The sequence below is a fragment of the Anaeromusa sp. genome (genome assembly GCF_028691475.1).
Taxonomy (GTDB): domain Bacteria; phylum Bacillota; class Negativicutes; order Anaeromusales; family Anaeromusaceae; genus Anaeromusa.
Genome location: NZ_JAQUZF010000029.1, coordinates 1 through 25,501, shown reverse-complemented (window position 1 = coordinate 25,501; position 25,501 = coordinate 1). Strand labels below are relative to the sequence as shown.

General features: G+C 52.6%; 23 protein-coding genes. 21 read left to right on the top strand and 2 right to left on the bottom strand.

From position 1 onward, the window contains the following. Positions 1-149: 149 nt before the first annotated feature. The 5 genes from hypF to PHF27_RS06060 all read left to right on the top strand — a co-directional run bounded on the left by hypF (position 150) and on the right by PHF27_RS06060 (position 5,536). Positions 150-2,471: a carbamoyltransferase HypF gene (gene hypF, locus PHF27_RS06080; protein WP_300067347.1), complete on the top strand. Its 2,322-nt coding sequence runs from the start codon at positions 150-152 to the stop codon at positions 2,469-2,471. A 301-nt stretch (positions 2,472-2,772) separates the two neighbouring features. Further along, entirely contained in the window at positions 2,773-3,000 is a 228-nt protein-coding gene (locus PHF27_RS06075; RefSeq protein ID WP_300067345.1) for a HypC/HybG/HupF family hydrogenase formation chaperone, read from the top strand. Further along, the gene (gene hypD, locus PHF27_RS06070; RefSeq protein ID WP_300067343.1) at positions 2,984-4,066 is read left to right on the top strand and encodes a hydrogenase formation protein HypD; all 1,083 of its coding nucleotides are present in this window, start codon (positions 2,984-2,986) and stop codon (positions 4,064-4,066) included. Before PHF27_RS06075 ends, hypD begins: the two co-directional genes overlap by 17 nt. Beyond that, positions 4,063-5,073, top strand: a complete 1,011-nt coding sequence (hypE, locus tag PHF27_RS06065) for a hydrogenase expression/formation protein HypE (RefSeq protein WP_300067341.1) — start codon at positions 4,063-4,065, stop codon at positions 5,071-5,073. Before hypD ends, hypE begins: the two co-directional genes overlap by 4 nt. Before the next feature lie 145 nt (positions 5,074-5,218). Next, positions 5,219-5,536, top strand: a complete 318-nt coding sequence (locus PHF27_RS06060; RefSeq protein WP_300067340.1) for a metalloregulator ArsR/SmtB family transcription factor — start codon at positions 5,219-5,221, stop codon at positions 5,534-5,536. A gap of 409 nt (positions 5,537-5,945) precedes the next feature. On the opposite strand, the gene PHF27_RS06055 is transcribed toward PHF27_RS06060, so the two are convergent. Next, complete coding sequence (locus tag PHF27_RS06055; RefSeq protein WP_300067338.1) at positions 5,946-6,320, bottom strand: methylglyoxal synthase; 375 nt, start codon at positions 6,318-6,320, stop codon at positions 5,946-5,948. Positions 6,321-6,465: 145 nt separating this feature from the next. Between PHF27_RS06055 and phnD the strand changes: the two genes are divergently transcribed. The 12 genes from phnD to eno all read left to right on the top strand — a co-directional run bounded on the left by phnD (position 6,466) and on the right by eno (position 22,001). Then, on the top strand, positions 6,466-7,386 hold the full coding sequence (phnD, locus tag PHF27_RS06050) for a phosphate/phosphite/phosphonate ABC transporter substrate-binding protein (protein ID WP_300067336.1): 921 nt from the start codon (positions 6,466-6,468) through the stop codon (positions 7,384-7,386). Beyond that, positions 7,383-8,855, top strand: coding sequence for an ATP-binding protein (locus PHF27_RS06045; RefSeq protein ID WP_300067334.1), 1,473 nt, complete (start codon positions 7,383-7,385; stop codon positions 8,853-8,855). Before phnD ends, PHF27_RS06045 begins: the two co-directional genes overlap by 4 nt. Continuing rightward, positions 8,821-9,486, top strand: a complete 666-nt coding sequence (locus PHF27_RS06040) for a response regulator transcription factor (protein ID WP_300067332.1) — start codon at positions 8,821-8,823, stop codon at positions 9,484-9,486. The genes PHF27_RS06045 and PHF27_RS06040 overlap by 35 nt, the downstream gene beginning before the upstream one ends. Before the next feature lie 426 nt (positions 9,487-9,912). Continuing rightward, on the top strand, positions 9,913-11,526 hold the full coding sequence (gene glpA / locus PHF27_RS06035) for an anaerobic glycerol-3-phosphate dehydrogenase subunit GlpA (protein ID WP_300067330.1): 1,614 nt from the start codon (positions 9,913-9,915) through the stop codon (positions 11,524-11,526). Then, the gene (gene glpB / locus PHF27_RS06030) at positions 11,516-12,757 is read left to right on the top strand and encodes an anaerobic glycerol-3-phosphate dehydrogenase subunit GlpB (RefSeq protein WP_300067329.1); all 1,242 of its coding nucleotides are present in this window, start codon (positions 11,516-11,518) and stop codon (positions 12,755-12,757) included. The genes glpA and glpB overlap by 11 nt, the downstream gene beginning before the upstream one ends. 16 nt (positions 12,758-12,773) lie before the next feature. After that, positions 12,774-13,979, top strand: a complete 1,206-nt coding sequence (locus PHF27_RS06025; RefSeq protein ID WP_300067327.1) for an anaerobic glycerol-3-phosphate dehydrogenase subunit C — start codon at positions 12,774-12,776, stop codon at positions 13,977-13,979. A gap of 208 nt (positions 13,980-14,187) precedes the next feature. Continuing rightward, positions 14,188-15,939 carry a pyruvate kinase gene (pyk, locus tag PHF27_RS06020; RefSeq protein WP_300067325.1) on the top strand — a complete coding sequence of 584 codons (1,752 nt, stop codon included), beginning with the start codon at positions 14,188-14,190 and terminating at the stop codon, positions 15,937-15,939. Positions 15,940-16,013: 74 nt separating this feature from the next. After that, the gene (gene gap, locus PHF27_RS06015; protein ID WP_300067323.1) at positions 16,014-17,021 is read left to right on the top strand and encodes a type I glyceraldehyde-3-phosphate dehydrogenase; all 1,008 of its coding nucleotides are present in this window, start codon (positions 16,014-16,016) and stop codon (positions 17,019-17,021) included. A 91-nt stretch (positions 17,022-17,112) separates the two neighbouring features. Beyond that, positions 17,113-18,294, top strand: coding sequence for a phosphoglycerate kinase (locus tag PHF27_RS06010; protein WP_300067321.1), 1,182 nt, complete (start codon positions 17,113-17,115; stop codon positions 18,292-18,294). A gap of 18 nt (positions 18,295-18,312) precedes the next feature. Beyond that, positions 18,313-19,059: a triose-phosphate isomerase gene (gene tpiA, locus PHF27_RS06005; protein WP_300067319.1), complete on the top strand. Its 747-nt coding sequence runs from the start codon at positions 18,313-18,315 to the stop codon at positions 19,057-19,059. An 88-nt stretch (positions 19,060-19,147) separates the two neighbouring features. Further along, positions 19,148-20,689 carry a 2,3-bisphosphoglycerate-independent phosphoglycerate mutase gene (gene gpmI, locus PHF27_RS06000; RefSeq protein WP_300067317.1) on the top strand — a complete coding sequence of 514 codons (1,542 nt, stop codon included), beginning with the start codon at positions 19,148-19,150 and terminating at the stop codon, positions 20,687-20,689. Positions 20,690-20,717: 28 nt separating this feature from the next. Next, positions 20,718-22,001 (top strand): phosphopyruvate hydratase, encoded by a 1,284-nt coding sequence (gene eno, locus PHF27_RS05995; RefSeq protein ID WP_300067315.1) that lies wholly within the window; start codon positions 20,718-20,720, stop codon positions 21,999-22,001. Between the two features lie 703 nt (positions 22,002-22,704). Here the strand turns inward: eno and PHF27_RS05990 are convergent. After that, complete coding sequence (locus PHF27_RS05990) at positions 22,705-23,349, bottom strand: HD domain-containing phosphohydrolase (RefSeq protein WP_300067313.1); 645 nt, start codon at positions 23,347-23,349, stop codon at positions 22,705-22,707. A 318-nt stretch (positions 23,350-23,667) separates the two neighbouring features. On the opposite strand from PHF27_RS05990, the gene PHF27_RS05985 reads away from it, so the two are divergent. The 4 genes from PHF27_RS05985 (at position 23,668) to PHF27_RS05970 (ending at position 25,266) form a co-directional block, all read left to right on the top strand. After that, positions 23,668-24,015 carry a flagellar protein gene (locus PHF27_RS05985; RefSeq protein WP_300067311.1) on the top strand — a complete coding sequence of 116 codons (348 nt, stop codon included), beginning with the start codon at positions 23,668-23,670 and terminating at the stop codon, positions 24,013-24,015. Between the two features lie 98 nt (positions 24,016-24,113). Next, positions 24,114-24,401, top strand: a complete 288-nt coding sequence (gene flgM / locus PHF27_RS05980; RefSeq protein WP_300067309.1) for a flagellar biosynthesis anti-sigma factor FlgM — start codon at positions 24,114-24,116, stop codon at positions 24,399-24,401. 16 nt (positions 24,402-24,417) lie between these two features. Continuing rightward, complete coding sequence (locus PHF27_RS05975) at positions 24,418-24,906, top strand: flagellar protein FlgN (protein WP_300067307.1); 489 nt, start codon at positions 24,418-24,420, stop codon at positions 24,904-24,906. Between the two features lie 57 nt (positions 24,907-24,963). Further along, positions 24,964-25,266, top strand: a complete 303-nt coding sequence (locus tag PHF27_RS05970; protein WP_300067305.1) for a hypothetical protein — start codon at positions 24,964-24,966, stop codon at positions 25,264-25,266. The last annotated feature ends 235 nt before the right edge of the window (positions 25,267-25,501 follow it).

The window sequence follows — 25,501 nt, the reverse complement described above, 5'->3', positions numbered from 1 at the left end:
GGCTGCAAGCTTCAGAAAAAGCGCCTGGAGTGCGCTTTGATGGTGCAGGCGGCGCTGGCTTTGGCGAAACGGCAGGATTCTTAAAGTGAAAAAGAGAAGTGACTATCTAGATGATAGTCACTTTTTTTCTCGTTTTGGAGGCAGTCTGTATGGAAGACGTTAAAGAGCGCTGGCAGGTGCAGGTGGAAGGCATTGTGCAGGGAGTGGGATTCCGGCCTTTTGTCCACCGCCTGGCGCAGGAGTTGGAGTTGGCGGGGTTTGTCTGCAATACCGGAGCCGGTGTGCTGGCAGAGGTAGAGGGACTGGCAGTTTCGTTGCAAGTATTTATGAGACGGTTGGCGGCGGAGGCGCCGCCGATGGCTTTGGTGGAGAGAATACAGTACCAAGTCAAACCAATGACAGGGGAAAACAAGTTCGTTATCAAGCAAAGCCTTGCCGGAGAGACGCTGACGCTTGTTTCGCCGGACACGGCTACCTGCGATGCTTGTCAAAAAGAATTATTAGAGCCGACAGATCGACGGTATCGTTACGCTTTTATCAATTGCACCCATTGCGGGCCGCGCTATACGATTATCAAGGAACTTCCGTATGATCGGCCGCAGACGACGATGGCTGGATTTTCTATGTGCCAAGCGTGTCAGGAAGAGTACAAGAATGCCGCTGACCGTCGTTTCCATGCCCAGCCTAACGCTTGCGCCGCCTGCGGTCCGGCGTATCGTCTGACCGATGCGATGGGAAAAGACCTTTCGCTGGCGGCAGGAGAAGATGTCTTCCAAGTGGCTCGGCGCAAAGTGATGAATGGGAGGATTTTGGCGGTCAAAGGCATTGGCGGTTATCATTTGGCTTGTGATGCCAAACAGCAAGAACCAGTGCATCGGTTGCGGCGGCGTAAAGGAAGAGAAAAAAAACCCTTAGCGGTGATGTGCCGCGATCTAGAGCAAGTTCATAAGCTTTGCTATGTATCGCCGCAGGAAGAAAAGCTATTACTCTCTCCGGCGCGACCAGTTGTGTTGTTGCGGAAAAAATCAGGGGGCCTTGTGGCGGAAGCGGTGGCTCCTGGCAATGATTTTTTAGGCGTGATGCTGCCCTATGCGCCGGTGCATTGGTTGTTGTTAGAGAAAGAAGATGTATGGGTTATGACCAGCGGCAATGCCAGCGGCGAACCAATGGTGCGGGAGGAAGAGGAGGCATTGCCTTGCTTGGGCGGCCTGGCCGATTTTTTCCTAGGGCATAATCGGCCGATTTACCGCGGTGTGGATGATTCCGTAGCGCGCGTGCTGCAAGGCGAAGTTCAATTGCTGCGCCGCGGGCGGGGTTATGCGCCGAGGCCTATTCGGCTGCCTTTTGCAGTACCGCCTCTTTTGAGTACGGGAGGCGAGCTGAAGAACACTTTTTGTCTGACTCGCGGGAAATATGCATTTATGAGTCCCCATATAGGAGATATGGCCAACGGGGCTGCGTATGAATCATTTACATCGCTTGTGGAGCATTTGGAACGCCTTTTTGACATAAAACCGAAAGCGGTAGCCTATGATCCGCACCCGGCATATTTGACAGGGCAATATGTGCAAAAAAGGAAGTTGCCGCATATTCCAGTGCAGCATCATCACGCCCATGCGGCGGCAGTGATGGCGGAACACGCTCTGGAAGGACCTGCCTTGGCCTTGGTGTTTGATGGAACCGGCTATGGAGACGACGGCAAACTTTGGGGCGGCGAATTTTTGCTGGCTCAGTACGAGGACTTTCAACGGCTGGCGCATTTTTCGTATCGCCCGTTGCCTGGAGGAGAACAGGCGGTGCGGCAGCCTTGGCGTTTGGCGGCCTGGGTTTGGCAGGAAGTGTGCGGAACGGGGGAGACTTTGGAAACAGCTCCCTTCCCTGAGGGGTGGCGAATGCTTATGCAGGCGGTGCAGAGCGGCTTGGCAGGGCCTCTTTCTTCCAGCGTGGGGCGTCTGTTTGATACGGCGGCGGCACTTTTAGAAGTATGCACGGAAAGCCATTATGAAGGACAGGCGGCAATCGAACTGGAACAACTTGCGGCCAGAAGCGACGGTACGGGGGTAGAGCTAGCTGGCTGCCGTTTGCGAATGGAAGAGGAAATTTGGCAGGTGGACGCGGCGCCTGTATTGGCTTCGTTGCTGGAGAAGCATCGCCAAGGAGAAAACGCAGCAGCTTTGGCGGCTGCCTTTCACCAGACGTTGGGGCAAGCAGTGTTGGATATGGCCTGCTGCTTGGCGCAAAATCATAATGTAAATCAGATCGTGTTGGGCGGCGGCGTTTGGCAGAACGCGTTGTTGCAGCAGCAAGTGCGGCAAGGTCTTGAAAAGGCGGGCTTAACGGTGTATATGCCGATGCAACTGCCGGTCAATGACGGCGGCTTGGCTTACGGCCAAGCCGTGGTGGCTGGGGCGATTTTGAACCGGAGAAACAGGGAACGGAACACAGAGAAGCAGAGGAAAGGCCAGAGGTAACAGAGAAAAAATCAGGATTCAACAGGGGGCGCGAAGAGAATCGGAGGGCACGTAGGAGGGTTGCGAGGCTCGATTTTAATCTAGAATGCACGAGGAGATTGCTTCGTTTCGCTCGCAAAGACATCAAGAAAAGATGAAGGCGTTAGGCAGATTTTTTGCCTAATAGCTTGCTTTTTGGTCGTTGAAAATTATCCCTCTGGTTTTTCTCTGGCCTTTCTCAGTTACTCTGTGTGAAACGTACTTACCTCAATATGCTATAATAAGAAAAGTTTGCAAATGTTTGGCTTGGGAGGAATAAAATATGTGTTTGGCAGTGCCGGCGCAGATTGTAGAACGTGAAGATATGCTGGCGACAGTGGATGTAGGGGGCGTACAGCGGCAGGTGAGCATGCTGCTGCTGCCGGAAGCGCAGATTGGGGATTATGTCTTGATTCATGCTGGATTTGCTATGCAGCAGATTGATGAAGAAGAGGCAAAATTGACATGGAGCTTATTGCAGGAGATGGCTGAACATGTTCAAAACGCCTGAAGAAATACGACGCGCTGCAGCGGCGGCGGTACAGGAAGTAGAGCGTTTGGCGGTGCGACCATTGCGGTTAATGGAAGTTTGTGGCACCCATACGGTGGCCATTTTTCGTCATGGTTTGCGGCAACTATTGCCAGAAGCGGTCGAGTTGGTCAGCGGTCCCGGATGTCCTGTGTGCGTTACGCCAACTTCTTATATGGATCTGGCTTTAGCCTATGCCGAGCAGCCGGAGGCTCTAATAGCCACCTTTGGCGATATGCTGCGCGTACCTGGTTCTTTTTCTAGCTTGGAAGAGGCGAAAAGCCGCGGGGCGGATATTCATACGGTGTATTCGCCGCTGGAAAGCTTGGAATTGGCGGAACGGTTTCCTGAAAAACGCGTGGTTTTCCTCGGCGTCGGCTTTGAGACGACGGCGCCGCTGACAGCGGCCTGTGTTCAAGAGGCGGCTCGCCGTCAATTGTCTAATTGGCTGATTTTGCCGGCGCACAAAGTAGTGCCGCCGGCATTGATTTCGTTGCTGCAAGACCCAGAGAGCCGTGTAGACGGACTGCTGCTGCCAGGGCATGTGGCGGTGGTGACCGGCACGGAGGTGTTTGCGAATTTGCCGGTGCCGGCAGTTGTTGCCGGTTTTGAAGCGTTGGATATTTTGGAAGCCATCGTCCGTCTGGTGCGTCAGGCGGCGCAGGGGGAAGTGAGACTGGAAAATGCCTATCGCCGCGTGGTTCGCACAGAGGGCAATGTTTTGGCTCAATCCATGGTAGCCGAGGTATACGAACCAGCGGACTCTGTTTGGCGCGGCTTAGGCGTATTGGCGCAGTCCGGTCTAAGAGTGCGACGAAAATTTTCGCGTTGGGATGCTGTGCAAGCTTGGCCGTTGCCGACGCCGGAAAGCCGGGAAACGCCAGGATGCTGCTGCGGCGAAGTGCTGAAGGGTCGTCGGCAGCCGCCTCAATGTCCTTTATTTGGGAAGGCGTGTACGCCGCTACAGCCGGTGGGCGCTTGTATGGTGTCGGTAGAAGGCGTATGCGCAGCCTGGTATAAATACGGAGCAGGAAGGTGGTCCCCGTGAAAGAAGAGCAAATTCGCATGGCCCATGGGGCCGGGGGAAGGCTAAGCCGTCTTTTGGTAGAAGAAGTGATTCGGCCGTATTTCAGCAATGAGGTCTTGGATGTCATGCACGATGCGGCTTTGTTACCACACCAGGAAGGAAGACTGGCTTTTACCACGGATTCGTATGTGGTAAAACCTCTCTTTTTTCCGGGCGGAGATATTGGTCGTCTTGCTGTATGCGGCACAGTGAATGATTTGGCGGTCAGCGGCGCTAAACCGCTGTATTTGAGCATGGCCTTAGTGCTGGAAGAAGGTCTGTCTCTAGTCACGCTTCGGCGCGTGCTGGCGTCTATGGCACAGGCGGCTAAGGAAGCGGGGATTCTGATTGTTACAGGGGATACGAAGGTTGTGGAACGAGGTGCAGTAGACGGCTTGTTCATCAATACTGCTGGCGTTGGCGTTGTGCCGGAAGGACTAGATGTGACAGCGCGCGGGGCTAGAGTGGGGCAGCATATTTTAATCAGCGGCTTTTTAGGAGATCACGCCTTAGCGGTCATGGCGGAACGTCATGGACTGATGCTGCCGGAAGCGGTGCGAAGTGATTGCGCTCCCTTGGCAGCTATGCTGCAGGATGTGTTGGCAGAAGTTCCTCAAGTAGCGGTGCTGCGAGATCCTACGAGGGGCGGCTTGGCGACGGCATTACAGGAAATCGCCGCGCAAGGAAGCGTGTCCATGGAGCTGGATGAAGCCTTGCTGCCTGTTCGGACGGAAGTGAAAGCTGCTTGTGACTTGCTTGGCTTTGATCCCTTGTATATGGCGAACGAGGGAAAATGTCTTCTCTTAGTAGAACCGGAGGACAGTGAAATGGTCTTGCGCATTTTACAAAAACATGCGCAAGGAAGGGATGCTTGTCGCATAGGAAACGTGACTAATGGAATGGAAGGAAAAGTAAGTATTAGGACTTTGATCGGAGGCATAAGACTTTTAGCTCAACTAGAAGGGGACCAATTACCAAGAATTTGCTAAATGATATATTTCTCATATTTATATGTTGACTGGTTAGTCTGTATGGCGTAATATAGTTAAAGAAGTTTTCAAAAGAAACTGATTTTCTGTATGCTTTGAGAACAAGTAGTTGCAGGCAAGGCAAGTCTCGGGAGGATGAAAGAAAATGGATGAAATGGTAACCAGATTAACGGCGGAATTTCTTAAGGCGATGGCGCATCCGGTGCGGATTAAAGTGCTCAAGTTGTTATCTGATCAAGAACAATGCGTATGTGACTTGGTGGAAACGATTGGCATTGAACAGTCGAATCTGTCGCAGCACTTAAGTGTGTTGAAAAAGCAGGGGATAATCGAGTCCCACAAAAACGGCACCAAAGTAATTTACAATTTGGTTTATCCTCCTGCAGTTGATATTGTGGACACAGTAGGGCAGGTTTTGCGGGCGCAGATTTTTCAGAGCCAGACGTTGCTGGAGCATTTGTAACTGAAAACACAAAACCCCCGGCAAATTTGCCGGGGGTTTTTAGATTAAACAAGAGAACGAGGGTACGCAGGAGGGGACGTTTACACAGAGTAACAGCGACGGCACGTGAAGTGCTTAGTGCCGGATGCGCCATGGATGGCGTAGCATCCGGTTTCCGATAAATAAGAGGAAGCAGAGAAAACAATGGATTAGGGAAGACTGAGCAGATTGCTTCGTCTCTGCGCTCCTCGCAAAGACGTAAATCCCCCTGGCCCTACGGGCCTTCCCCCTTTAGCAAGGGGGACTTTAATCCTTGCCTCCCTTGCCAAAGGGAGGTGCCGCCACAGCGGCGGAGGGATTTTAAAGTGTTTCATCGACCCCTCAGTCGTACCCTCAGATTCTCATCGCGACTCTTGTTAAAATATCGTTCTTACAGATTTCCCAGAACCGCGCGCACAAGTAGATCGGCGCCGGCCAGATTGGTGGCGACAGGGACGTTGTGGACGTCGCAGACGCGCAAGAGGGCTGTAATGTCTGGTTCGTGCGGCTGGGCGGTCAAGGGATCCCGCAGGAAGATGACGAGGTCGACTTCGCCAGCGGCGATGCGAGCGCCGATTTGCTGGTCGCCGCCCAGGGGGCCGGATAAATAGGTGTGCACGTTCAGATTGAGTTCGTCACGTAAGCGACGGCCCGTGGTAGCCGTGGCTAGTAAAGAGTGGGGCGACAAGAGGGACAGATGTTCACGGACAAAATCCAGCATTTGCTGTTTTTTCTGGTCATGAGCGATTAAAGCGACGGTTTTCATAGCGACACCTCGTTTCAACGTTTTATTTAGCATAGCAGAAATAAAAGCAGAAAGAAATGGGCTAAAAAGGATTTCCTGACTTGGAGAAAGAAGAGACAGTATACTACACTGGCAAAAAGAAAGACTGCATGAGCAAGGAGCAGGCATGAGAAAGATTGGGCTTTTATGGTGTTGGCTTTTAGTGATTTGCGGCGTGTTAACGGGCTGCGGACCTCAATATGCCGGCTATATTGATTTTTCTAAAGGCGCGAGAGTGGCGGCCCCTGCGGTAACAACGGAAGAAAAGCCGTTGCGCATTGCCATTACGTCGGTGCTGTCGCCGCAGGAAACCATAGGGTATTATCGGCAGTTGGCGGACCATGTGACCCGCAAAATGGGGCGGCCGATGGTATTGGTGCAACGAAAAACCTATGAGGAACTCAATTCGCTTTTGGCGAATGATCAAGTAGATTTGGTGTTTCTTTCTACTGGCGCTTATGCGGCCTATCGGGGTATTACGCCGATTGAGATGCTAGTGATGGTGGAATGGCAAGGGCATTCCCGGTATCGGACAGAAGTCATCGTCCATAAAGACAGCCCCTATCAAAGCCTGGAGGATTTGCGGGACAAGGTGTTTGCCTTCACGGATCCGCTGAGCCTTTCGGGGCATGTGATGGTGACAAACTATTTGTGGGAGCGACAGGAACGACCGGAAAAATATTTTCGGCGTTATATTTATACTTCCAGCCATGACAAGTCGATTTGGGCGGTGGCTAATCGCGTAGTAGACGGCGCCTGCATGGACAGCATGGTGTATGAATACGCGCAAGAGAAGAATCCGGATTTGGCGGCGCAGATTAAGGTGATTGCGCAGTTCCCGCCTACGCCGACAGGGCCTGTGGTAGTCAATAGGCATTTACCTTTGGAACAGCGGCAACGGCTGCGGCAAGTGTTTTTGCAAATGCACGAGCATCCGGAGCTTCATGAAGCTATGCGTTCGCTGCAGACGGATCGCTATGTGCCGCCGCGACCGGAAGAATACGAACCGCTGCGGGAGCTGTACGATCATATGCGAGGTCTGTCATGAAGCGTCTGCGTCAGTTGAGTATTTATTATAAAATCAATGGTATTACTATCAGCATGCTGGTTTTTTTCATACTTTTTTCTGGCTGGCTGGTGCGCGGCTTTACGGCGGATGTCTTAGGAAAGCAGATTGAACAGCGCGGCTTGGAAACAGCGATTTATATTGCTACCCTTAGCGCCGACGACGTAGTGGTGGATAACTATTTCGCTTTGCATGAGCGCATTAATACGAAAAAAAATAATACCGAAGATGTGCGCTACATTATCATTGCCGACCATGCCGGCAATCCGGTGGCGCATACTTTTGGAGCTGTGCTGCCGGCGGGACTGCCTGGCAATACAGCGGAGCTTTTGGTTGACGGCGCGGATCATTCGGTGAATTTGTTTGACAGCAATGAAGGGCCGGTGCGGGAGGTGGTAGCTCCCATTGACAGCAATGCCAATATAGGCTTTGTGCGTGTCGGCATGTCGGAGAGGAATATGCAGCTTTGGCTGGATCGGAAGATTCGGGAGCTTTTAGTGTGGTCTCTGCTTATCGGCCTAATCGCTGTTTCTTTTGCTACGCGGATGGCGCATGTCATCATGCGGCCTGTAGGGCATTTGCTCAGTGCGGTGCGAGCTATTCGCGGCGGAGACTACTCGGCGCGGGCCAAGGTGGAAGCGGCTGACGAAATGGGGCAGCTGGCGCATGCTTTTAATGATATGGCGACGTCATTGCAGCAAAAAGAGGCGGAAAATGACAGACTGTTGGATGCGTTGCGCGAAAAGGAAGCGCGGCGCGCCGAATTGATTAAACGGCTTTTTAGCGTGCAAGAAGAAGAGCGCAAGCGCATCTCTCGGGAACTGCATGACAGCACGGGACAGTCGATAACGTCCTTGTTGGTATACATGAAATTGTTGCTTTCTAAAACGGTTGATGAAAAGCAACGGGAGCTGCTGCTGGGAGCGCGTGACGTGGTGTCCGGCGTTTTAGAGGATATGAAACAGATGGTCGTAGATTTGCGGCCGCCCATCCTGGACGATCACGGCATTGTAGCCGCCATGGCCAAGTACTTGCAGGCCTGGGGCGAGCAAGTCGGCGTAGAGGTGTCTTTCCGGGCGCCGGAGGATAAATTGATTGTCAGTGATGAAACCGGTTTGACCTTGTATAGGGTGTTGCAGGAAAGCTTAACTAATGTCGCAAGACATGCCCAAGCGTCTAGAGTGGATGTGGTATTGGGCTTGGTAGCAGGTGAGTTGATGCTGGAAGTCAGTGATGACGGCGTGGGCATCGCCCCGGGACGTCTGGAGGATGCCCGCAAGAATAACCATATGGGCGTATTCGGCATGCGCGAGCGAGTAGAACTGCTGGGAGGCAGGCTGCTGGTTCGTTCGCAGCCTGGCGGCGGTGCGACGGTTTGTGTGCGGTTGCCTGCATTATGGGAAGGAAGTGGAGTCAATGAAGAATCGCATACGGATCATTCTAGCGGATGATCATAGCGTGTTGCGTGTGGGATTGAAAATGCTGCTGGAAAGCGAATCTCATTTTTCCGTCGTCGGCGAGGCGGCAGACGGCGAGGAACTGCTGATTCTGCTGGAAAAGACCGCTGTCGACGTGGTGGTAGTGGACTTGTCCATGCCCAAGATGGGTGGTTTGGAATGCATCAAGGAAATTCGCAGCCGAGGCATGGATGTAAAAATACTGGTTTTGACCATGTTTGGCGATGAAACCTATATCCGCGAGGTCATGCAAGCCGGCGCCAACGGCTATGTGGAAAAACAGGCGGTGGATGCGGAACTGTTTGCGGCGCTAAAAGCGGTAGCGGCAGGCCAGTTTTATTTGAGTTCTAAAAATTCGCAGGCGCTGTTGAACTCGCTCTTTACAGCGGCGCCGCGTCCCAGCGGCCAGGATCCTTACGAGGTTCTCAGCGTTCGCGAAAGGGAAGTGCTGAAGCTGTTAGTACGAGGCTATTCGCTTTCGGAAATCGGCGCTAAGCTTTTTTTGAGCGTAAAAACGGTGGATACCTATAAGACGCGGTTGATGGAAAAATTGGGGTTAAGTAAAAAAAGCGAGCTTGTGGAATATTCACTAAAACACGGATTACTGTCAACCAAGGACATTTAAATTGATTAAAAATTCAAATAAATTAAAATTAAGAAAGATGAAGCGCCAAGACAGAGAAATTTATATTTTTATTGCAGAATATGGCGGTTAGCAAAGCTAGAAAAGGCGAAGGTCTTGGTTTTACTATATTTGTGGACTCAAACCTGCAGTGGGTGATAAGAACTGCGGGCGTTGGGACGGTGAGAGGAGGCCTTGACAATGCCTTCAGGATGTACTATAAAAATATTGGGAAAATTTAAAGCCTATCGGTATATTTGCAACAATAGCCATACAAGTGCATACTCTGGATTTGGAGAAAAGAGAAGTCCGAAAACACCATGTTTTTGCCTATATGCACATGGTCTTTTCGGGCTTTTTAATTCGCCAGGGCAAGGTTGAAGTGGCGGCCGAGCAGGCTGATAATTTACGATATGAGGAGGAAAGGCAATGGATCAGGCGACAGTGGTAGTCATTGGCGGAGGTGCCACGGGCACTGGGATTTTCCGCGATTTGGCCATGCGTGGCGTGGATGTCGTATTGCTGGAACAAAAGGACTTAGCCTATGGAACCAGTTCTCGGTTTCATGGCTTGCTGCACAGCGGCGGACGTTATGCAGTCAAGGACGCCGAGGCGGCGCGGGAGTGCATTGAGGAGAACAAACTGCTGCGGACGGTAGCGAAGCATTGCGTAGAAGAAACAGAAGGTCTCTTTGTCCGCTTGCCGGAAGACGACGAAGCTTTTGAGCACAAATGGGTGGAAGCCTGTGCAGCGGCAGGGATTGAAACAACCCAGATTTCCAAAGCGGAGACGCTGCGTTTGGAGCCCAATCTGACCGGGAAACTGGTCAGCGCTTATAAAGTGCCTGATTCGGCTATCGACGGCTTCCGTTTGGTTTGGCAAAATGTGCAGTCCGGGCGTCGTTACGGCGGCCGGGTATACACTTACTCTGAAGTGGTCGGCGTAGAGCAGAGCAACGGCAAGGTAACTGGGGTAACTGTACGCAACACCTTGAACGGCCAGGAAAGCAAAATATCCTGCGAATTCTTGGTGAGCGCCGCCGGTTCCTGGGTTGGCGAGTTGGCTGCGTTGGCAGGTATTAAGGTGCATGTCCAGCCTGACCGTGGCACCTTGATTGCGTTCAACCACCGTTTTACCAATCGCGTTGTCAACCGTCTGCGCCCAGCAGGGGACGCCGATATTTTCGTGCCTCACGGTTCCATCGTCATTTTGGGAACCACCTCCTCGCCGGCGGAGCTGCCGGACGATACCATTCCGAAGGCCGAAGAAGTGCTGGCCATGCTGGACGTGGGCGAAAAAATGTTTGAAGACGTACGGAGCTATCGCTTGCTGCGCGCTTTCACCGGTACTCGGCCTCTTTATAGTGCGGATCCGTCAGCCATTGGCCGGGCGGCTTCGCGTAACTTTACGATCTTGGATCACAGCAAAGAGGGTTTGCAGGGCTTCGCCAGCATCGTAGGCGGCAAGTTCACGACGTATCGCCTGATGGCGGAAAAAATGGCCGACTTTGTTTGCGCTCATTTGGGCGTTACCACTCCTTGCCGGACGGCAGTAGAGCCGCTGGTTTCTGATGTGGACGCAGCAACGATGGCCCGGGCCCGCAAAGCCTTCCCGGCTTTTGGCTCGCGCTTAGCGGCGGACCGTCTGGGAGATTCTTTGGCCCCGGTGGTGGAAGCCATGGAAAAAGATCCGGCGAAGAGCCAATTGGTTTGCGAATGCGAATTGGTTACCTTGGCCGAAGTAGAGCATGTAGCATCTGACGCTACCAGCCATCAATTGACCGACGTGCGTCGCCGGACTCGTATGGGCATGGGAACCTGTCAGGGCGCTTTCTGCGGTCTGCGCGGCGTTGGCGCCATTCAAACCGCCGGCTTGTTCCCTGAACGGGAGCCTGCCGATTTGTTCCATGATTTTCTCCAAGGACGCTGGAACGGCATTCGGCCGATGCTCTGGGGAAAACAGGTCAAAGAAGCCGAGCTAATGCGCGGCATTTACGAGGGAACGCTGAATGTGAGAGGAGAAGTGCCGGGACATGAAAAGTGATGTAATTGTAATCGGCAGCGGCATGGCTGGCTTGATTGCCGCCGCAGCCGCAGCGCAGCGAGGCAAAAAGACGACGCTTTTGAGCAAAGGCGCGGGTACCTTGGTCATCGGCGGCGGAATTGTTGACATTCTCGGCTATACCGAAGCAGGCAAAGCCATTTTAAGCCCTGGAGCGGCCGTGGAGCAGGCGCAAGAAGCGCATCCTTACGCTAAGCTGGGTTTGGAGAACGTCAAGCAGGCAGCTAAATTCCTGCAGGAAATTTGCGAGCAAGAAGGCTACGCCTATGTGGGCGACCTAGAACACAACCAGTGGGTGCCCACAGCGGCAGGAACGCTGAAGCCTACCTGCCTGGTGCCGCGGACGATGGACGCCAGCCGTCTTTGCGAGGCCGAAGAAATTGTCGTCGTAGGCTTGAAAGGCTTGAAAGACTATCCGACAGAACTGATCAGTAAAGGCTTGGAGCGGCTCTTTGGAGCCAATGCCAAAGTGACGCAGGTGGAGATCGCCTTGTCTGTGGAGGATGGCCGCGATGTTACGGCTTTGGATATGGCTCGCTGGCTGGACAGCAAAGCGGGGCTGGAAGAGTGCGCCGTCAAGCTGCGCCAAGTTGTTAAAAGCGGGGCTACGTTGATTATGCCGCCGGTTTTAGGAACCAAGCCTTCTTACTATGCTTTTGAAACCTTGCAGGAAGCGACAGGCTGTCATATTATTGAAACTTCGTCCATGCCGCCGGCTGTGACCGGTTTGCGTTTGCGCAAAGCGCTTTTAGCTTATGCCAAGCGGCAGGGCGTAACTATTGTGGATAATGCCGAAGCGGTGCGGGCGGATGTGAAGAACGGACGCTGCACAGCTATCTATACCCAAGGCTTCGGGCGGGAGCATGGCTATGAAGCGGCCCAAGTCATTGTGGCTACCGGCGGTTTGTACGGCGGCGGCTTGGTTGCTGAACCAAATGTCGTTCAAGAACGTATCTTCGGTCTGCCTGTCGGAGCGCCGGAACAGTCCGAATTCTGGGGCATTCAAGAGTTGTTTTCTCCTGGAGGTCAGCCTTTTGCCAAATTTGGCGTTGCTGTAGACGACACGTTGCGTCCGGTAGATGCTGCCGGTACAGTGTTGTTGGAAAATGTGCGTTTTGCGGGACGAAATTTGGCAGGGTATGACTTCAGCTATGAAAAATCAGGCAATGGCGTGGCGCTGGCAAGCGGCTACTGCGCCGGCATGACGGTGTGAGGAGGAAGGAAACGACATGGCTAAACATCGGATCAATCCGGACGATTGTATTGCCTGCACTACCTGTGTGGCGCATTGTCCTGTAACAGCGGCCACCCGCAAATTTCGCGGACCTAAAATGCTGGGGCCGGCTTTGGAGCGCTTCCGCATTTCAGAGGAAGACTATGAACCATCTTTGGAGTATTGTTCAAACTGTAAGAATTGCGACTTGTCTTGCCCGTCCGGCGTGCCTGTTTCTACGCTGAACATGCTGGCTAAGGCCGCCTATTACAAGAAAAACCCCCAGAGCATGCGGGATCATATGCTTTCGCATGGTGAAAATATGGCTAAGATGGTCAATGCCATTCCCTTTGGGGCGGCGCTGGCCAATGTGGGCATGCACAACCCGGTTTCCCGGGCGGCGATGAAGCAAATCGGCATTTCCGATAAAGCTCCCATGCCGACGTATGCTGCGACCAGTTTTGTAAGCTGGTTCAAAAGCCAGAAGCAAACTCCGAGCGAAGAAAAAGTCGTCTTTTTCCCGGGCTGCTTTATTAACTACAATCAGCCGCAAGTCGGCAAGGACTTGGTAGCGGTGCTACAGCACAACGGCATTGAAGTAATTGTGCCGGAAGAATTCGTTTGCTGCGGGTCGCCGCTGGTGACTGGCGGCTACCTGGACGAAGCGGAAAGCAACGCCCGGAAAAATGCAGCGGAGATTGCCAAATGGGCGGCTAAAGGCTATAAGATCCTCACGGCCTGCACCAGCTGCGGTCTGATGCTGAATCAAGAATACCAAGAATTGTTCCCTGCGATTGAAGGCTTGGCTCAAAACGCGCTATCCCTGTACGACGCCTTTGAATTTTTGGCGGAGCGCGCCGCGGAAGGCAAGCTGAAAACCGACTTCGCTCCGGTACAGGAACATTTTATGTACCATGTGCCTTGCCATCTGCGGGTGCAGGGCATCGGCCTGCCAGCCTTGACGCTGCTGCGGCAAATTCCCGGTTTGTCCATCGAAGAAGCCGACGCCGGCTGCTGCGGCATTTCCGGAAACTACGGCTTCCGGGATGAAAAATATGAAATCTCCATGGCTGTGGGCGCGGAGCTTTTTCAGCGCATCAAAGACAGCGGCGTAAAAACAGTAGTCTGTGACTGCGGCACTTGCCGGTTGCAGATCGGTCATGGCAGCGGCGCTGCCACGGCGCATCCTGTCAGTATTTTGCGCAAGGCGTACCAACTATAAATGAAACAAACTATAAAGAAAAGAATAACTATTCTTGCTTTTTCAGTTATAAAAAGTAAGTGAATAGAATACCGGGCTTTTTCGTTTATATTTTGTGAAAAAGCAGGGAAACCTGGCTTGCAGCAAGAAATACCATTAATATGCGGCAAGGATATGTGGTTCCTGCCAACAATTTGTTTGCGTAAGCAGAAAGGGTGGTCAAAGATATATGTTCAAAAAAACCAAAATTGTGTGTACCATGGGACCCAGCACTGACCAGCCGGGGATTGTGGAAAAGATGCTCGAAGCGGGCATGAATGTAGCGCGTTTCAATTTTTCCCATGGTTCGCATAAAGAGCACCAGGGACGTATGGCGCGAGTACGGGAAGCGGCGGCCAACGTCAACAAAAACGTGGCTATTTTGCTGGATACTAAAGGCCCGGAAATGCGGCTAGGCCTGTTTAAGGACGGCAAAGTGGAACTGGTGACCGGTCAGAAGTTCGTGCTTACGGCGGAAGTGATCGAAGGTACCGTCGAGCGGGCTACTGTCAATCATCCCGGCTTGCCGGAAGACGTGAAAGCGGGCGATACTATTTTGCTTTCCGACGGCCTTGTCAGTCTGGTTGTTGAAGCGGTAGAAGGCGCGGAAATCATCACGACGGTGCAGAACAACGGCGTCATCGGCAATCGCAAGCGCGTCGCCGCTCCTGGCGTAGCAGTCAATCTGCCGCCTCTTTCCGAGCAGGACGTAGCGGACATTCGTTTTGGCTTGACCCAAGGCATCGATTTTATTGCGGCTTCCTTCATTCAGCGGGCGGCGGACATTCTGGCCATCCGCAAGATTTTGGAAGACGCTGGCGCGGAAGTGGATATCATCGCCAAGATTGAAAACGTCGAAGGCGTACGCAACATGGACGAAATCCTGCAGGTTGCCGACGGTATCATGGTCGCTCGCGGCGATTTGGGCGTGGAAATCCCCGCCGAAGACGTGCCCCTCATCCAAAAGGAACTGATTACAAAATGCAATACCGTGGGCAAGCCAGTTATTACGGCTACGCAGATGCTGGAGTCCATGGTCAATAACCCGCGGCCGACTCGGGCGGAAGCCAGCGACGTAGCCAATGCCATCTTTGACGGCACCGACGCGATTATGCTCAGCGGCGAAACGGCTTCCGGCGACTATCCGGTGGAAGCGGTGGAAACCATGGCGCGCATTGCGGTGCGTACGGAAAAATCTCTGCCTTATGCGGAGATCTACACCTCCCGTGGCGCTCTGGCTAACCAGGTGACCACGGAAGCCATCAGCCATGCGACGGTGCAGATTGCGCAGGAGCTGTCGGCTGCTGCGATTGTTACGTCCAGCGAAAAGGGCTACACAGCGCGGATGGTCTCCAAATACCGTCCGAAGGCGGCTATTGTGGCTGTGTCCCAGCATCCGGCTACCATTCGCCGTATGCAGCTGTATTGGGGCGTCGTGCCGGTGCCTGGCAACGCTTCCTGCGGTACTGATGAAATGGTGGAAAACGCGGTAGAGGGAGCCTTGGAGTCCGGCGCCGTCAACCCCGGTGATTTGATTGTTATTACGGCTGGCGTGCCCTTGGGCATGTCGGGTACGACCAATATGATCCGCGTTCATGTGGTAGGCGACGTGCTGCTCAGAGGCATCGGCCTGGGACAAAAAGCGGCTACAGGCAAGGTTTGCGTGGTGAATTCCGCAGCGGACCTGGTTCGCTTCAAAGCTGGCGACGTCATGGTTGTGAACAGCGTCCATGAAGAAATTGCCGCCAGAGCTTCCGAAGCGGCAGCTATTGTGGCGGAAGAAGGCGGTCTGACCTCTCCGGCGGCGATTGTGGGCATCAGCTTCGGCATGCCGGTTCTTGTGGGCGTAGCAGGCGCTACCACGCATCTGCCTGAGGGCATGCTGATTACCGTCGACCCGGTACGCGGCCAAGTGTATCAAGGCAAGGCCAACGCGCGCTAACGCGACTTTTGCGTTAGGGCGATTAGGATATGGCTACTATAGCTAAAAGATAAAAAACAGGGGGTATTTGAACAATGGCAACAAAAGTAGGTATTAATGGATTTGGACGAATCGGGCGCAACGTATTTCGTGCGGCTCTGAACAATCCTGCAGTGGATATCGTCGCTGTCAATGACCTGACCGACGCCAAAACACTGGCGCATCTGCTGAAATATGACTCCGTACAGGGCAACCTGGATATGGACATTCATGCAGAAGGCGACCAGATCATGGTCAACGGCAAAGCCATCAAAGTGCTGGCGGAAAAAGATCCGGCTCAGCTTCCCTGGAAAAATCTCGGTGTTGAAGTGGTTGTGGAATCCACCGGCCGTTTCACTGACGCTACTAAAGCCGCAGCGCATCGCACTGCCGGCGCTAAGAAAGTCATCATTTCCGCTCCGGCGAAAAATGAAGACCTGACCATCGTTATGGGCGTTAACGACGACAAATATGACGCAGCTACGCATCATATCGTCTCCAACGCTTCTTGCACCACCAACTGCTTGGCTCCTTTCGCCAAGGTGCTCAACGACAAGTTCGGCATCAAACATGGCTTGATGACCACCGTTCATGCTTACACCAACGACCAGAACATTCTGGATCTGCCTCATAAGGATCTGCGCCGCGCTCGCGCTGCCGGCCTGTCCATCATTCCTACCACTACTGGCGCTGCAAAAGCGGTGGCTCTGGTTCTGCCGGAACTGAAAGGCAAACTCAATGGTTTTGCTATGCGTGTGCCTACTCCGAACGTGTCGGTTGTGGACCTTGTTGTGGACGTAGAGAAAGCTACCACTGCAGAAGAAGTTAACGCCGCGTTGAAAGCAGCTGCGGAAGGTCCGCTCAAAGGCGTACTGGCATACTGCGAAGAACCTTTGGTTTCCAAGGACTTCAACGGCAATGCCAATTCCTCCATCGTTGACGCTCTTTCCACGATGGTTATCGAAGGCACCATGGTTAAAGTAGTTTCCTGGTACGACAACGAGTGGGGCTACTCCAACCGCGTTGTTGACCTGATCGCTTACATGGCGAAAAAAGGTCTCTAAGAAGCAGAAATCCCAGAATTATTGTGCTAGCTAGGAAGGGCCACTTTGTGGCCCTTCTCCTATGAAACTTACCTGAGGAGGCGATACGTTCATGGAAAAGAAGTCCCTCAAAGATATCGTAGTCATGGGCAAAAAAGTATTTGTCCGTGTCGACTACAATGTGCCGATGAAAGACGGCGTCATTACCAATGACAACCGCATTCGGGCTACGCTGCCGACGCTGGAATATTTGCTGGCGCAAAATGCTGCGCTGGTGCTGGCCAGCCATCTGGGCCGTCCGAAAGGCGCGCCAGTGCCGGAATTTACCTTGGCTCCTGTTGCCAAGCGTCTGTCGGAGCTTTTGGGCAAGGAAGTGCTCTTTGCGCCGGACTGCGTGGGCGAAGAAGCGGCCGCTATGGCCAAAGCGTTGAAGCCGGGGCAGATTCTGCTGCTGGAAAACCTGCGCTACCACAAAGAAGAAGAAAAGAACGATCCTGAGTTTTCGCGGCAGTTGGCTTCTTTGGCGGAAGTGGCTGTAAACGACGCCTTCGGCGTTTCCCACCGGGCCCATGCTTCGGTGGAAGGGATCACTAAATACATTCCGACCGTAGCCGGCTTCCTGCTGGAAAAGGAAATCCTTTTCTTAGGGCAGGCTGTCAACAATCCGGTGCGTCCTTTTGTGGCCATCATTGGCGGCGCGAAGGTGTCGGACAAGATCGGCGTTATCGAAAACCTGCTGACCAAGGTGGACCGCCTGATTATCGGCGGCGGCATGGCCAATACCTTCTTAGCGGCTAAAGGATTTGCCACCGGCAAATCTCTGGTAGAAGAAGATAAGCTCGATTTGGCGCGCGAACTGATGGTGAAGGCGAAAAATGCGGGTAAAGAATTGCTTTTGCCTGTAGATGTCACCATTGCCGATCGCTTTGCAGCAGATGCAGCTAATAAAGTGGTGGCGGCTGACGCCATCGAAGGCGACTGGATGGCCCTTGATATCGGTCCTGTCACCAGCAAGGCGTATGCGGAAGCGCTCAAGGATGCCAAGACGGTAGTTTGGAACGGACCGATGGGCGTTTTTGAAATGGATGTCTTTGCTAAGGGAACCGAAGCGGTGGCTAAAGCAGTAGCGGCTTCCGGCGCGAAGAGCATTGTTGGCGGCGGTGATTCCATCGCGGCTTTAGAAAAATTGGGCCTGGCCCGTGAAATTACCCATATTTCTACTGGCGGCGGCGCTTCGCTGGAATTCTTGGAAGGCAAAGTCCTTCCCGGCGTAGCGGCTTTAGCCGACAAGTAACGAAAAGGAGAATGTCTCATGCGCACACCGATTATTGCAGGAAACTGGAAAATGCACAACACCGTGGCAGCTTCGCTGGAGCTGGCGGAAGCCCTTAAGCCTTTGGTAGCTAACGCGAAAGCGCAAGTGGTGGTTTGTCCTGTATTTACCTCCTTGGCAGCTGTAAAAAAAGCGCTGGAAGGATCCAATATCGCTGTAGGCGCACAAAACATGCATTGGGAAGAAAAAGGCGCCTTTACCGGTGAAATTGCTCCAGCTATGCTGAAGGACGCCGGCTGCGAATATGTGATTCTCGGTCATTCCGAGCGTCGACAGTATTTTGCGGAAACCGATGACACGGTCAACAAGAAAATGCATGCCGCTTTTAATCATGGACTGACTCCTATTTTCTGCGTTGGCGAGCTTTTGGAAGAGCGCGAAGCCGGCACAACCGAAGCTGTTTTGGAACGTCAGGTTAAAGAAGGCATGAAAGGCTTGAATGCCGATCAGGCAGCAGCTACGGTTATTGCCTATGAGCCTGTTTGGGCCATCGGCACGGGCCGCACTGCTTCGGCGGAAGACGCCAATGCAGGCTGCGCGTATATCCGCAGCGTCGTCAAAGAAGTCTTTGGCGCAGCAGCAGCCGATGCGGTTCGTATTCAGTACGGCGGTAGTGTCAAAGCGGCCAATGCAGCGGAACTGATGGGCAAAAGCGATATCGACGGCGCTCTGGTGGGCGGCGCGGCGCTGCAGGCCGACAGCTTCAGCGGTATTGTCAATTTCTAAGAAACAGACTGTATGACACACAGGGAGACCGCGAGCAAACGAAAAGCGCGTTCGCCCGGGTCTCCCTTTTTTAAAAGGGGGAACCTTTGTGACCAAACTTAAGACGCCCGTAGCGCTGGTCATTTTGGATGGTTGGGGCTTGGGGCGCCAGGATGACGCCAATAACGCCATTGTGCAGGCAAAAACGCCGCACATGACCCTGTTGTCGGAGATGTATCCCACAACAAGCCTGCAGTGCTCTGGCGAAGCCGTCGGCTTGCCGGAAGGGCAAATGGGCAACTCCGAAGTAGGCCATTTGAACATTGGCGCAGGCCGTGTGGTGTATCAGGAGCTGACTCGTATTACCAAGGCCATTCGGGACGGAGAGTTTTTCAAAAACCCCGTACTGTGCCAGGTGATGGATCAGGTGGCGGCTAAAGGAACTTCACTGCACTTGATGGGACTTCTCTCCGACGGCGGCGTGCATAGCCATGAAAGCCATGTGTATGCGCTGCTGCGGATGGCTAAGGAGCGCGGCATAGAGAAAGTCTATGTCCACGCCTTCTTGGACGGGCGCGATGTGCCCCCGTCCAGTGCGCCGCAATACTTGGACGGTCTGGCGGCAAAAATGCAGGAGTACGGCGTGGGCTGCATTTCGACCATTTCCGGCCGCTATTACGCTATGGACCGTGACAAACGCTGGGAACGGGTAGAAAAAGCCTATCGGACGATGACTTGCCGTGACGGTTTGGCGGCTCCAAGCGTTAAAGAAGCAATTGAACGAGCTTACGAGCGCGGCGAGACGGACGAATTTGTACAGCCTACGGCTATTGCTGGTTGCGGCGACTGCGGCATTCAAGCAGGCGACGGCGCTATTTTCTTCAACTTCCGTCCTGACCGGGCGCGCCAGTTGACTCGGGTATTTGTGGATCCGGACTTTGACGGCTTCAAGCGCGTCTGCGGCGCTGGCGAAGTAGCCTTTGCCACGCTGACCCAGTATGAAGAGTCTTTGGCTGTGCCTGTGGCGTACAAACCGCAGTATCTGAAGCAGACCTTGGGCGAAGTGTTCAGTGAACACGGCTGCCGCCAACTGCGCATTGCGGAAACGGAAAAATACGCCCATGTGACCTTCTTCTTTTCCGGCGGCGAAGAAAAGCCTTTTGCAGGAGAAGAGCGCATTCTTGTGCCTTCGCCCAAAGTGGCTACGTATGACTTGCAGCCGGAAATGAGCGCGGTAGAAGTGACGGATCGTCTGGTAGCGGAAATTAAAGCCGCCAAGTATGATCTGATCATTCTTAATTACGCTAATGGCGACATGGTAGGACACACAGGCAAGCTGGACGCCGCCATTAAGGCGGTAGAGACAGTGGACGTCTGCATGGGCCGCATTACGGCTGCTATGAGGGAGCGGGGCGGCGTCACCTTGGTGACAGCCGACCACGGCAACGCAGAGCAGATGGTGGACCCGCAGACAGGCGGGGCTTATACGGCGCATACTACCAATGAAGTGCCGCTGATCCTGGTGTCTGAAGCCCACAAGGGACAATCCTTGCAGGCAGGAAGTCTGTGCGATTTGGCGCCGACTATTTTGGCGCTGGCAGGCTTGCCGCAGCCTGAGGAAATGACCGGAAAAAGCTTGCTGCAAAAATAATGTTTCTATATATAAGGAGGATATTTGCATGACAACAATTTTAGACGTATACGCTCGCGAGATTCTTGATTCCCGTGGCAACCCGACGGTAGAAGTGGAAGTAACCCTGGACAGCGGCGTTATTGGCCGCGCTGCGGTTCCTTCTGGCGCTTCTACAGGCATGTACGAAGCCGTAGAACTGCGTGACGGCGACAAAGGCCGCTACTTGGGCAAAGGCGTACTGACGGCTGTGAAAAACGTCAACGACATCATTGCTCCCCAGATCGTAGGCATGGATGCATTGGAGCAGATCGCTATCGACGAAGCCATGATCGAGCTCGACGGCACGCCGAACAAAGGCAAGCTGGGCGCTAACGCCATCTTGGGCGTCTCCATGGCTGTGGCCAAAGCGGCTGCGGAAGCCTTGGATATGCCTTTGTACCAGTACCTAGGCGGCTTCAGCGCCCGTGAACTGCCGGTGCCGATGATGAACATCCTCAACGGCGGCGCTCATGCAGACAACAACGTAGACATCCAGGAATTCATGGTTATGCCTGTTGGAGCTGCCAGCTTTGCTGAAGCTCTGCGTATGTGCGCGGAAATCTACCATGGCCTCAAAGGCGTACTCAAAAAGCGCGGCCTGAACAGCGCCATTGGCGACGAAGGCGGCTTTGCGCCGAACTTGGCTTCTAACGAAGAAGCTATTGAAGTCATTTTGGAAGCCATTGCCGGCGCTGGCTACAAAGCAGGCGAGCAGGTAATGATCGCCATTGACGCCGCTGCTTCCGAGCTCTACAAAGACGGCAAATACCATCTGGAAGGCGAAGGCGTGGTTAAAACGTCCGCCGAAATGGTTGAATACTATGCGAAACTGGCTGAAAAATATCCTATCATTTCCTTGGAAGACGGCCTGGCTGAAGACGACTGGGACGGCTGGAAACTCCTCACCGAGCGTCTGGGCGACAAAGTGCAGCTTGTTGGCGACGATCTCTTCGTAACCAACGTAGAGCGTTTGAGCCAGGGCATTGCCACTGGTACTGCCAACTCCATTTTGATCAAAGTGAACCAGATTGGTACGCTGACGGAAACCTTCAGCACCATCGAAATGGCGAAACGCGCCGGCTATACCTGCGTCATCTCTCACCGCAGCGGTGAAACCGAAGACGCTACCATTGCTGACATCGCCGTAGCTGTCAACGCTGGTCAGATCAAAACCGGCGCTCCGGCCCGTACGGACCGCGTAGCTAAATACAACCAATTGCTCCGCATCGAAGACCGTCTGTGCGACGTAGCTCGCTATAACGGTAAAAGCGTGTTCTATAACCTCAAATAAGCCAAAGCATGATAAAAGCCGCAGGGAAACTTACGTTTCCTTGCGGCTTTTGCAATGCTAAGGGAGAAGGACGTTTACACAGAGGATCAGAGGAAATGCCAGAGGTAACAGAGGAATGCATGAATTTTCAACAGGAGTAGAGTGAGTAGAGGGAGGGCTCGATGGAAAATTGGATTGAACAAGAGTCTCGGCGAGAATAGGAGGGTACGCAGGAGGGGACGTTTACACAGAGGATCAGAGAAAATGCCAGAGGTAACAGAGAGAACATACAAAAATCTTCTTAGGCGCAAGGCCGTCAGGGGATTCACTAGGCGTATTGGTAAGCAGGGGTTTAACTCCTGCCTCCCTTGCTAAAGGGAGGTGCCGCCACAGCGGCGGAGGGATACGAAAGACTTTCGGATAGCCAACTTATCGCGTCATTGCGAGCGCAGCGCGGCAATCTCCCCGTATCTTAGGATTTATATATTTATCTGGATCTTTTTCGGCATTTCTTTGGCCTTTCTCTGTGTGAAAGCATATCTTTCTCCAAAATAAAAATCCCCTAAGGCGCAAGGCCGTCAGGGGATTCACTAAGCGTATGGATAAGAAAAGCGCTAACTCCTGCCTCCCTTGCTAAAGGGAGGTGCCGCCACGGCGGCGGAGGGATTCGAAAAGGGTTCTTTCGTGCCCTCCCTTTACTCCCTCTACTCCTGTTAATAAAATATTAGATCCTCCGGTACACCGTCGCCACTTGCTCTGCGTCGCGTCCCAGGGCGTGAACGAAGGCCTTCACGACTTCGGGGTCAAAGGCCATGCCGGACAAACTTAAAAGCTCCTGCACCGCCTCAGATTTGGTTTTAACCCAATTCTGCGTGCAGGGGTTGATAAAACGATCATAATGGTTTGCTACGGCCAGAATGCGCGCGCCTAAGGGGATATTAACCCCTTTGAGACGCTTGGGGTAGCCTTTGCCATCCCAGCGTTCATGATGGTACCGTATGTAGGGAATGATTTCTTGGAAGCAAGGTATATTTTCCAGCATATAGCTGCCAGCATTGCAGTGACTTTTGTAAGTAGTAGCCTCCCGCGGCGTCACATAGGGCATTTTGGTGATAACTGCGTTCGGTACGGTCAATTGACCAATATCATGCAGCAAAGCGGCTACGCGGATGCGCTCCAGCTCTTCCCGGGGCAAGCCCAGCTTGGCGGCAATACTCATAGCGTAATTAGCCACTTGGTAACAGTGCTGGTATAATTTGCTGTTTTTCATTTCAATGAGACGCAGGAAAAAATCCAAGGTCTGCCGGTTTGTCTCTGGATCACCGGGGTACATGCCGGGATCATGCAATAATGTAAGCATACTGTCCATAAGCAACCTTTCTAGCGTGCTTGGTGTCAGCCAAATGTAAAGGCATAATAGGAAAAAATTTCTTCAAAGAAGAAATCCCACTCTATGGAAGTTTGGCTGTTGAATGGCAGAATCCTGCCGGCACAGATAAAAAATATACCACTTCCGGGAAAATAAATCAAATGTCCTATTTTTCAAAAAACAGTACATGCATTTTGCAAGGCTGGTTATTTCATGGTACTATAGAACTATAGTAGACTTAATCTATTATAGCATAGCGCAGATAGAGAGGGGATCCGTATGGGCTTAGGAAATTGCTCGGAATGTGGAAAGCTGTACATGGAAAATCAGCAGAAACTTTGCAGAGACTGCTTGGACCGGGTAGACGAAGAAGAAAAGAAGATTGCCGAATACCTGCGAAAAGTAGATAGAGCTGGCGTGCACCAAATTCAGCAGGCTACAGGTGTGCGAGAAAAGACGATTAATCGTATGTTGAAGCAAGGACGCTTGTTTGGAGATTTTACGATTGAATATCCATGTGAGATGTGCGGTGCGATTATTACGGAAGGCCGGGTTTGTGCGCCATGTTTGCGAAGCCTAGGCGGCGATGTAGCATACCAGGAAAAATCCTTGGAGGAGTCGATACGGGAAAAACGTCGCATGTATACTAGTGACCGAAAAAATTAAGTTTTTTTTGCACCAGGGATTAATGTCCCTGGTTTTTTTTTCGATAGAATAAATGAGCAAGATTTGGCAGGCTTGCTAGTGGGGAAAGAGGAGTGTTGATGATGAATGTATCTGGAAGCCAATTTCACGGCATCCTGAAGCTATATGGAGAACAGACCAAAGTCAATCGGACGATGAAAACGGGGGTTGCAGCTGCGGCGAAACCGTCGGATTCGGTTGTTCTATCGCCCAAGGCCCAAGAATTTGCCGGGTTGCTGGCTAAACTCCAGCAGACGCCGGAGGTGCGGCCTGAGGTGGTGCAGCGTCTGTCGGCTCAAGTAGAAAGCGGCGAGTACCGTGTGGACGCCGCTGCAGTGGCAAAGAATCTGCTGGCGGGAGCCGACTGAGAGGTAGGGTGCGCCTATGGAGCTTTGGGACGAGTTGCAGCAGATTCTAGAGGAACTGCTGCAGATATACCAGGCCTTGTTGCAATGCGGCCAGGAAAAAAAGCAGCTCCTGCTGTCGCAACCAGCGCCGGCGGAGTTGGAAACTGTTGTGAAACGCGAAGAAGAATTGCTTTTGCAGGCCGGGATGCTGGAGCAAAAAAAGCAGAAAGTCAGCCGGGCGTTAGCCAAACAGCATGGAAAAGGCGATGTTTTGTTACCGCTGTTCCAGCTTGTTTTGTTAGCGCCGGCTTATTTTATTCAAGATCGCATTCGAGATTGGGCGCGAGAAGTGTCTCCCATACTTAAAGAGTTGCAGGACCTTAATACGATGAACGGGCGTTTTTTGGAGCAAGCAACTAAACTTGTGCAGTATCAGATTAATCTTCTTAGCCAGGTGACGACAGAACTTAACTACGACCCGGAGGGGCAGAAAACCAGGGCCCGCAAGTTTGAAGGCAGAGGGTAGCTTTGTTGTTTGCAGAACGCTATAATGCTATACTTATAGTATTAGGGGGCATGACTTATGACAAATGAAGAATTCCAAACGCTGGTTCTTCAGAAACTGGAAAATCTGGAGAAAATGGAAACACGTGTAGACGGAATCGAAACGCAACTGAAAGAAACGAATGGATTTGTTCAAGCTCTTATTCATCGAACGGACGAACTGGATGCAAAATTTGATGGGCTACTTACTAAAACGGCAACGGTCGCAGCCGTGGAGGAAGTAAAAATTGTTTTAGCGCGAATGGAAAAGAAAATTGATATTTTGAGTCATAGAGTAGCAGCCCAAGATGGAGAAATAGAACTTCTAAAGCTTGTGAAATAATGGAAGCCTCCGGTTTATCCGGGGGCTTGTTTTTAATAGCGCTGTGAGCGAAACGCGGCAATCTATCTTGCGAAAGAGTATGTGTTTTGTTATCTTTAGTTATACAATTTAAAAACGCAAATTGCAAGTGCAAGTTGAACACTTTGGTAAAGTAGAACAGTAGTTTAAATTAAGCAGCATAAATAGAGTCAAGAAAGTCTTCGAAAAGGTCGTCTGGAGTTCGATAACCGAGGCG

Coding starts and splice junctions, on each gene's coding strand:
- tpiA (WP_300067319.1), top strand. CDS start 18,313: ATGCGCACACCGATTATTGCAGGAAACTGGAAAATGCACAACACCGTG.
- phnD (WP_300067336.1), top strand. CDS start 6,466: ATGAGAAAGATTGGGCTTTTATGGTGTTGGCTTTTAGTGATTTGCGGC.
- glpA (WP_300067330.1), top strand. CDS start 9,913: ATGGATCAGGCGACAGTGGTAGTCATTGGCGGAGGTGCCACGGGCACT.
- PHF27_RS06045 (WP_300067334.1), top strand. CDS start 7,383: ATGAAGCGTCTGCGTCAGTTGAGTATTTATTATAAAATCAATGGTATT.
- PHF27_RS06075 (WP_300067345.1), top strand. CDS start 2,773: ATGTGTTTGGCAGTGCCGGCGCAGATTGTAGAACGTGAAGATATGCTG.
- pyk (WP_300067325.1), top strand. CDS start 14,188: ATGTTCAAAAAAACCAAAATTGTGTGTACCATGGGACCCAGCACTGAC.
- PHF27_RS05985 (WP_300067311.1), top strand. CDS start 23,668: ATGGAAAATCAGCAGAAACTTTGCAGAGACTGCTTGGACCGGGTAGAC.
- PHF27_RS06025 (WP_300067327.1), top strand. CDS start 12,774: ATGGCTAAACATCGGATCAATCCGGACGATTGTATTGCCTGCACTACC.
- hypF (WP_300067347.1), top strand. CDS start 150: ATGGAAGACGTTAAAGAGCGCTGGCAGGTGCAGGTGGAAGGCATTGTG.
- flgM (WP_300067309.1), top strand. CDS start 24,114: ATGATGAATGTATCTGGAAGCCAATTTCACGGCATCCTGAAGCTATAT.
- PHF27_RS05990 (WP_300067313.1), bottom strand. CDS start 23,349: ATGGACAGTATGCTTACATTATTGCATGATCCCGGCATGTACCCCGGT.
- PHF27_RS06060 (WP_300067340.1), top strand. CDS start 5,219: ATGGATGAAATGGTAACCAGATTAACGGCGGAATTTCTTAAGGCGATG.
- PHF27_RS05975 (WP_300067307.1), top strand. CDS start 24,418: ATGGAGCTTTGGGACGAGTTGCAGCAGATTCTAGAGGAACTGCTGCAG.
- PHF27_RS06010 (WP_300067321.1), top strand. CDS start 17,113: ATGGAAAAGAAGTCCCTCAAAGATATCGTAGTCATGGGCAAAAAAGTA.
- PHF27_RS06040 (WP_300067332.1), top strand. CDS start 8,821: ATGAAGAATCGCATACGGATCATTCTAGCGGATGATCATAGCGTGTTG.
- PHF27_RS05970 (WP_300067305.1), top strand. CDS start 24,964: ATGACAAATGAAGAATTCCAAACGCTGGTTCTTCAGAAACTGGAAAAT.
- PHF27_RS06055 (WP_300067338.1), bottom strand. CDS start 6,320: ATGAAAACCGTCGCTTTAATCGCTCATGACCAGAAAAAACAGCAAATG.
- glpB (WP_300067329.1), top strand. CDS start 11,516: ATGAAAAGTGATGTAATTGTAATCGGCAGCGGCATGGCTGGCTTGATT.
- eno (WP_300067315.1), top strand. CDS start 20,718: ATGACAACAATTTTAGACGTATACGCTCGCGAGATTCTTGATTCCCGT.
- hypD (WP_300067343.1), top strand. CDS start 2,984: ATGTTCAAAACGCCTGAAGAAATACGACGCGCTGCAGCGGCGGCGGTA.
- gap (WP_300067323.1), top strand. CDS start 16,014: ATGGCAACAAAAGTAGGTATTAATGGATTTGGACGAATCGGGCGCAAC.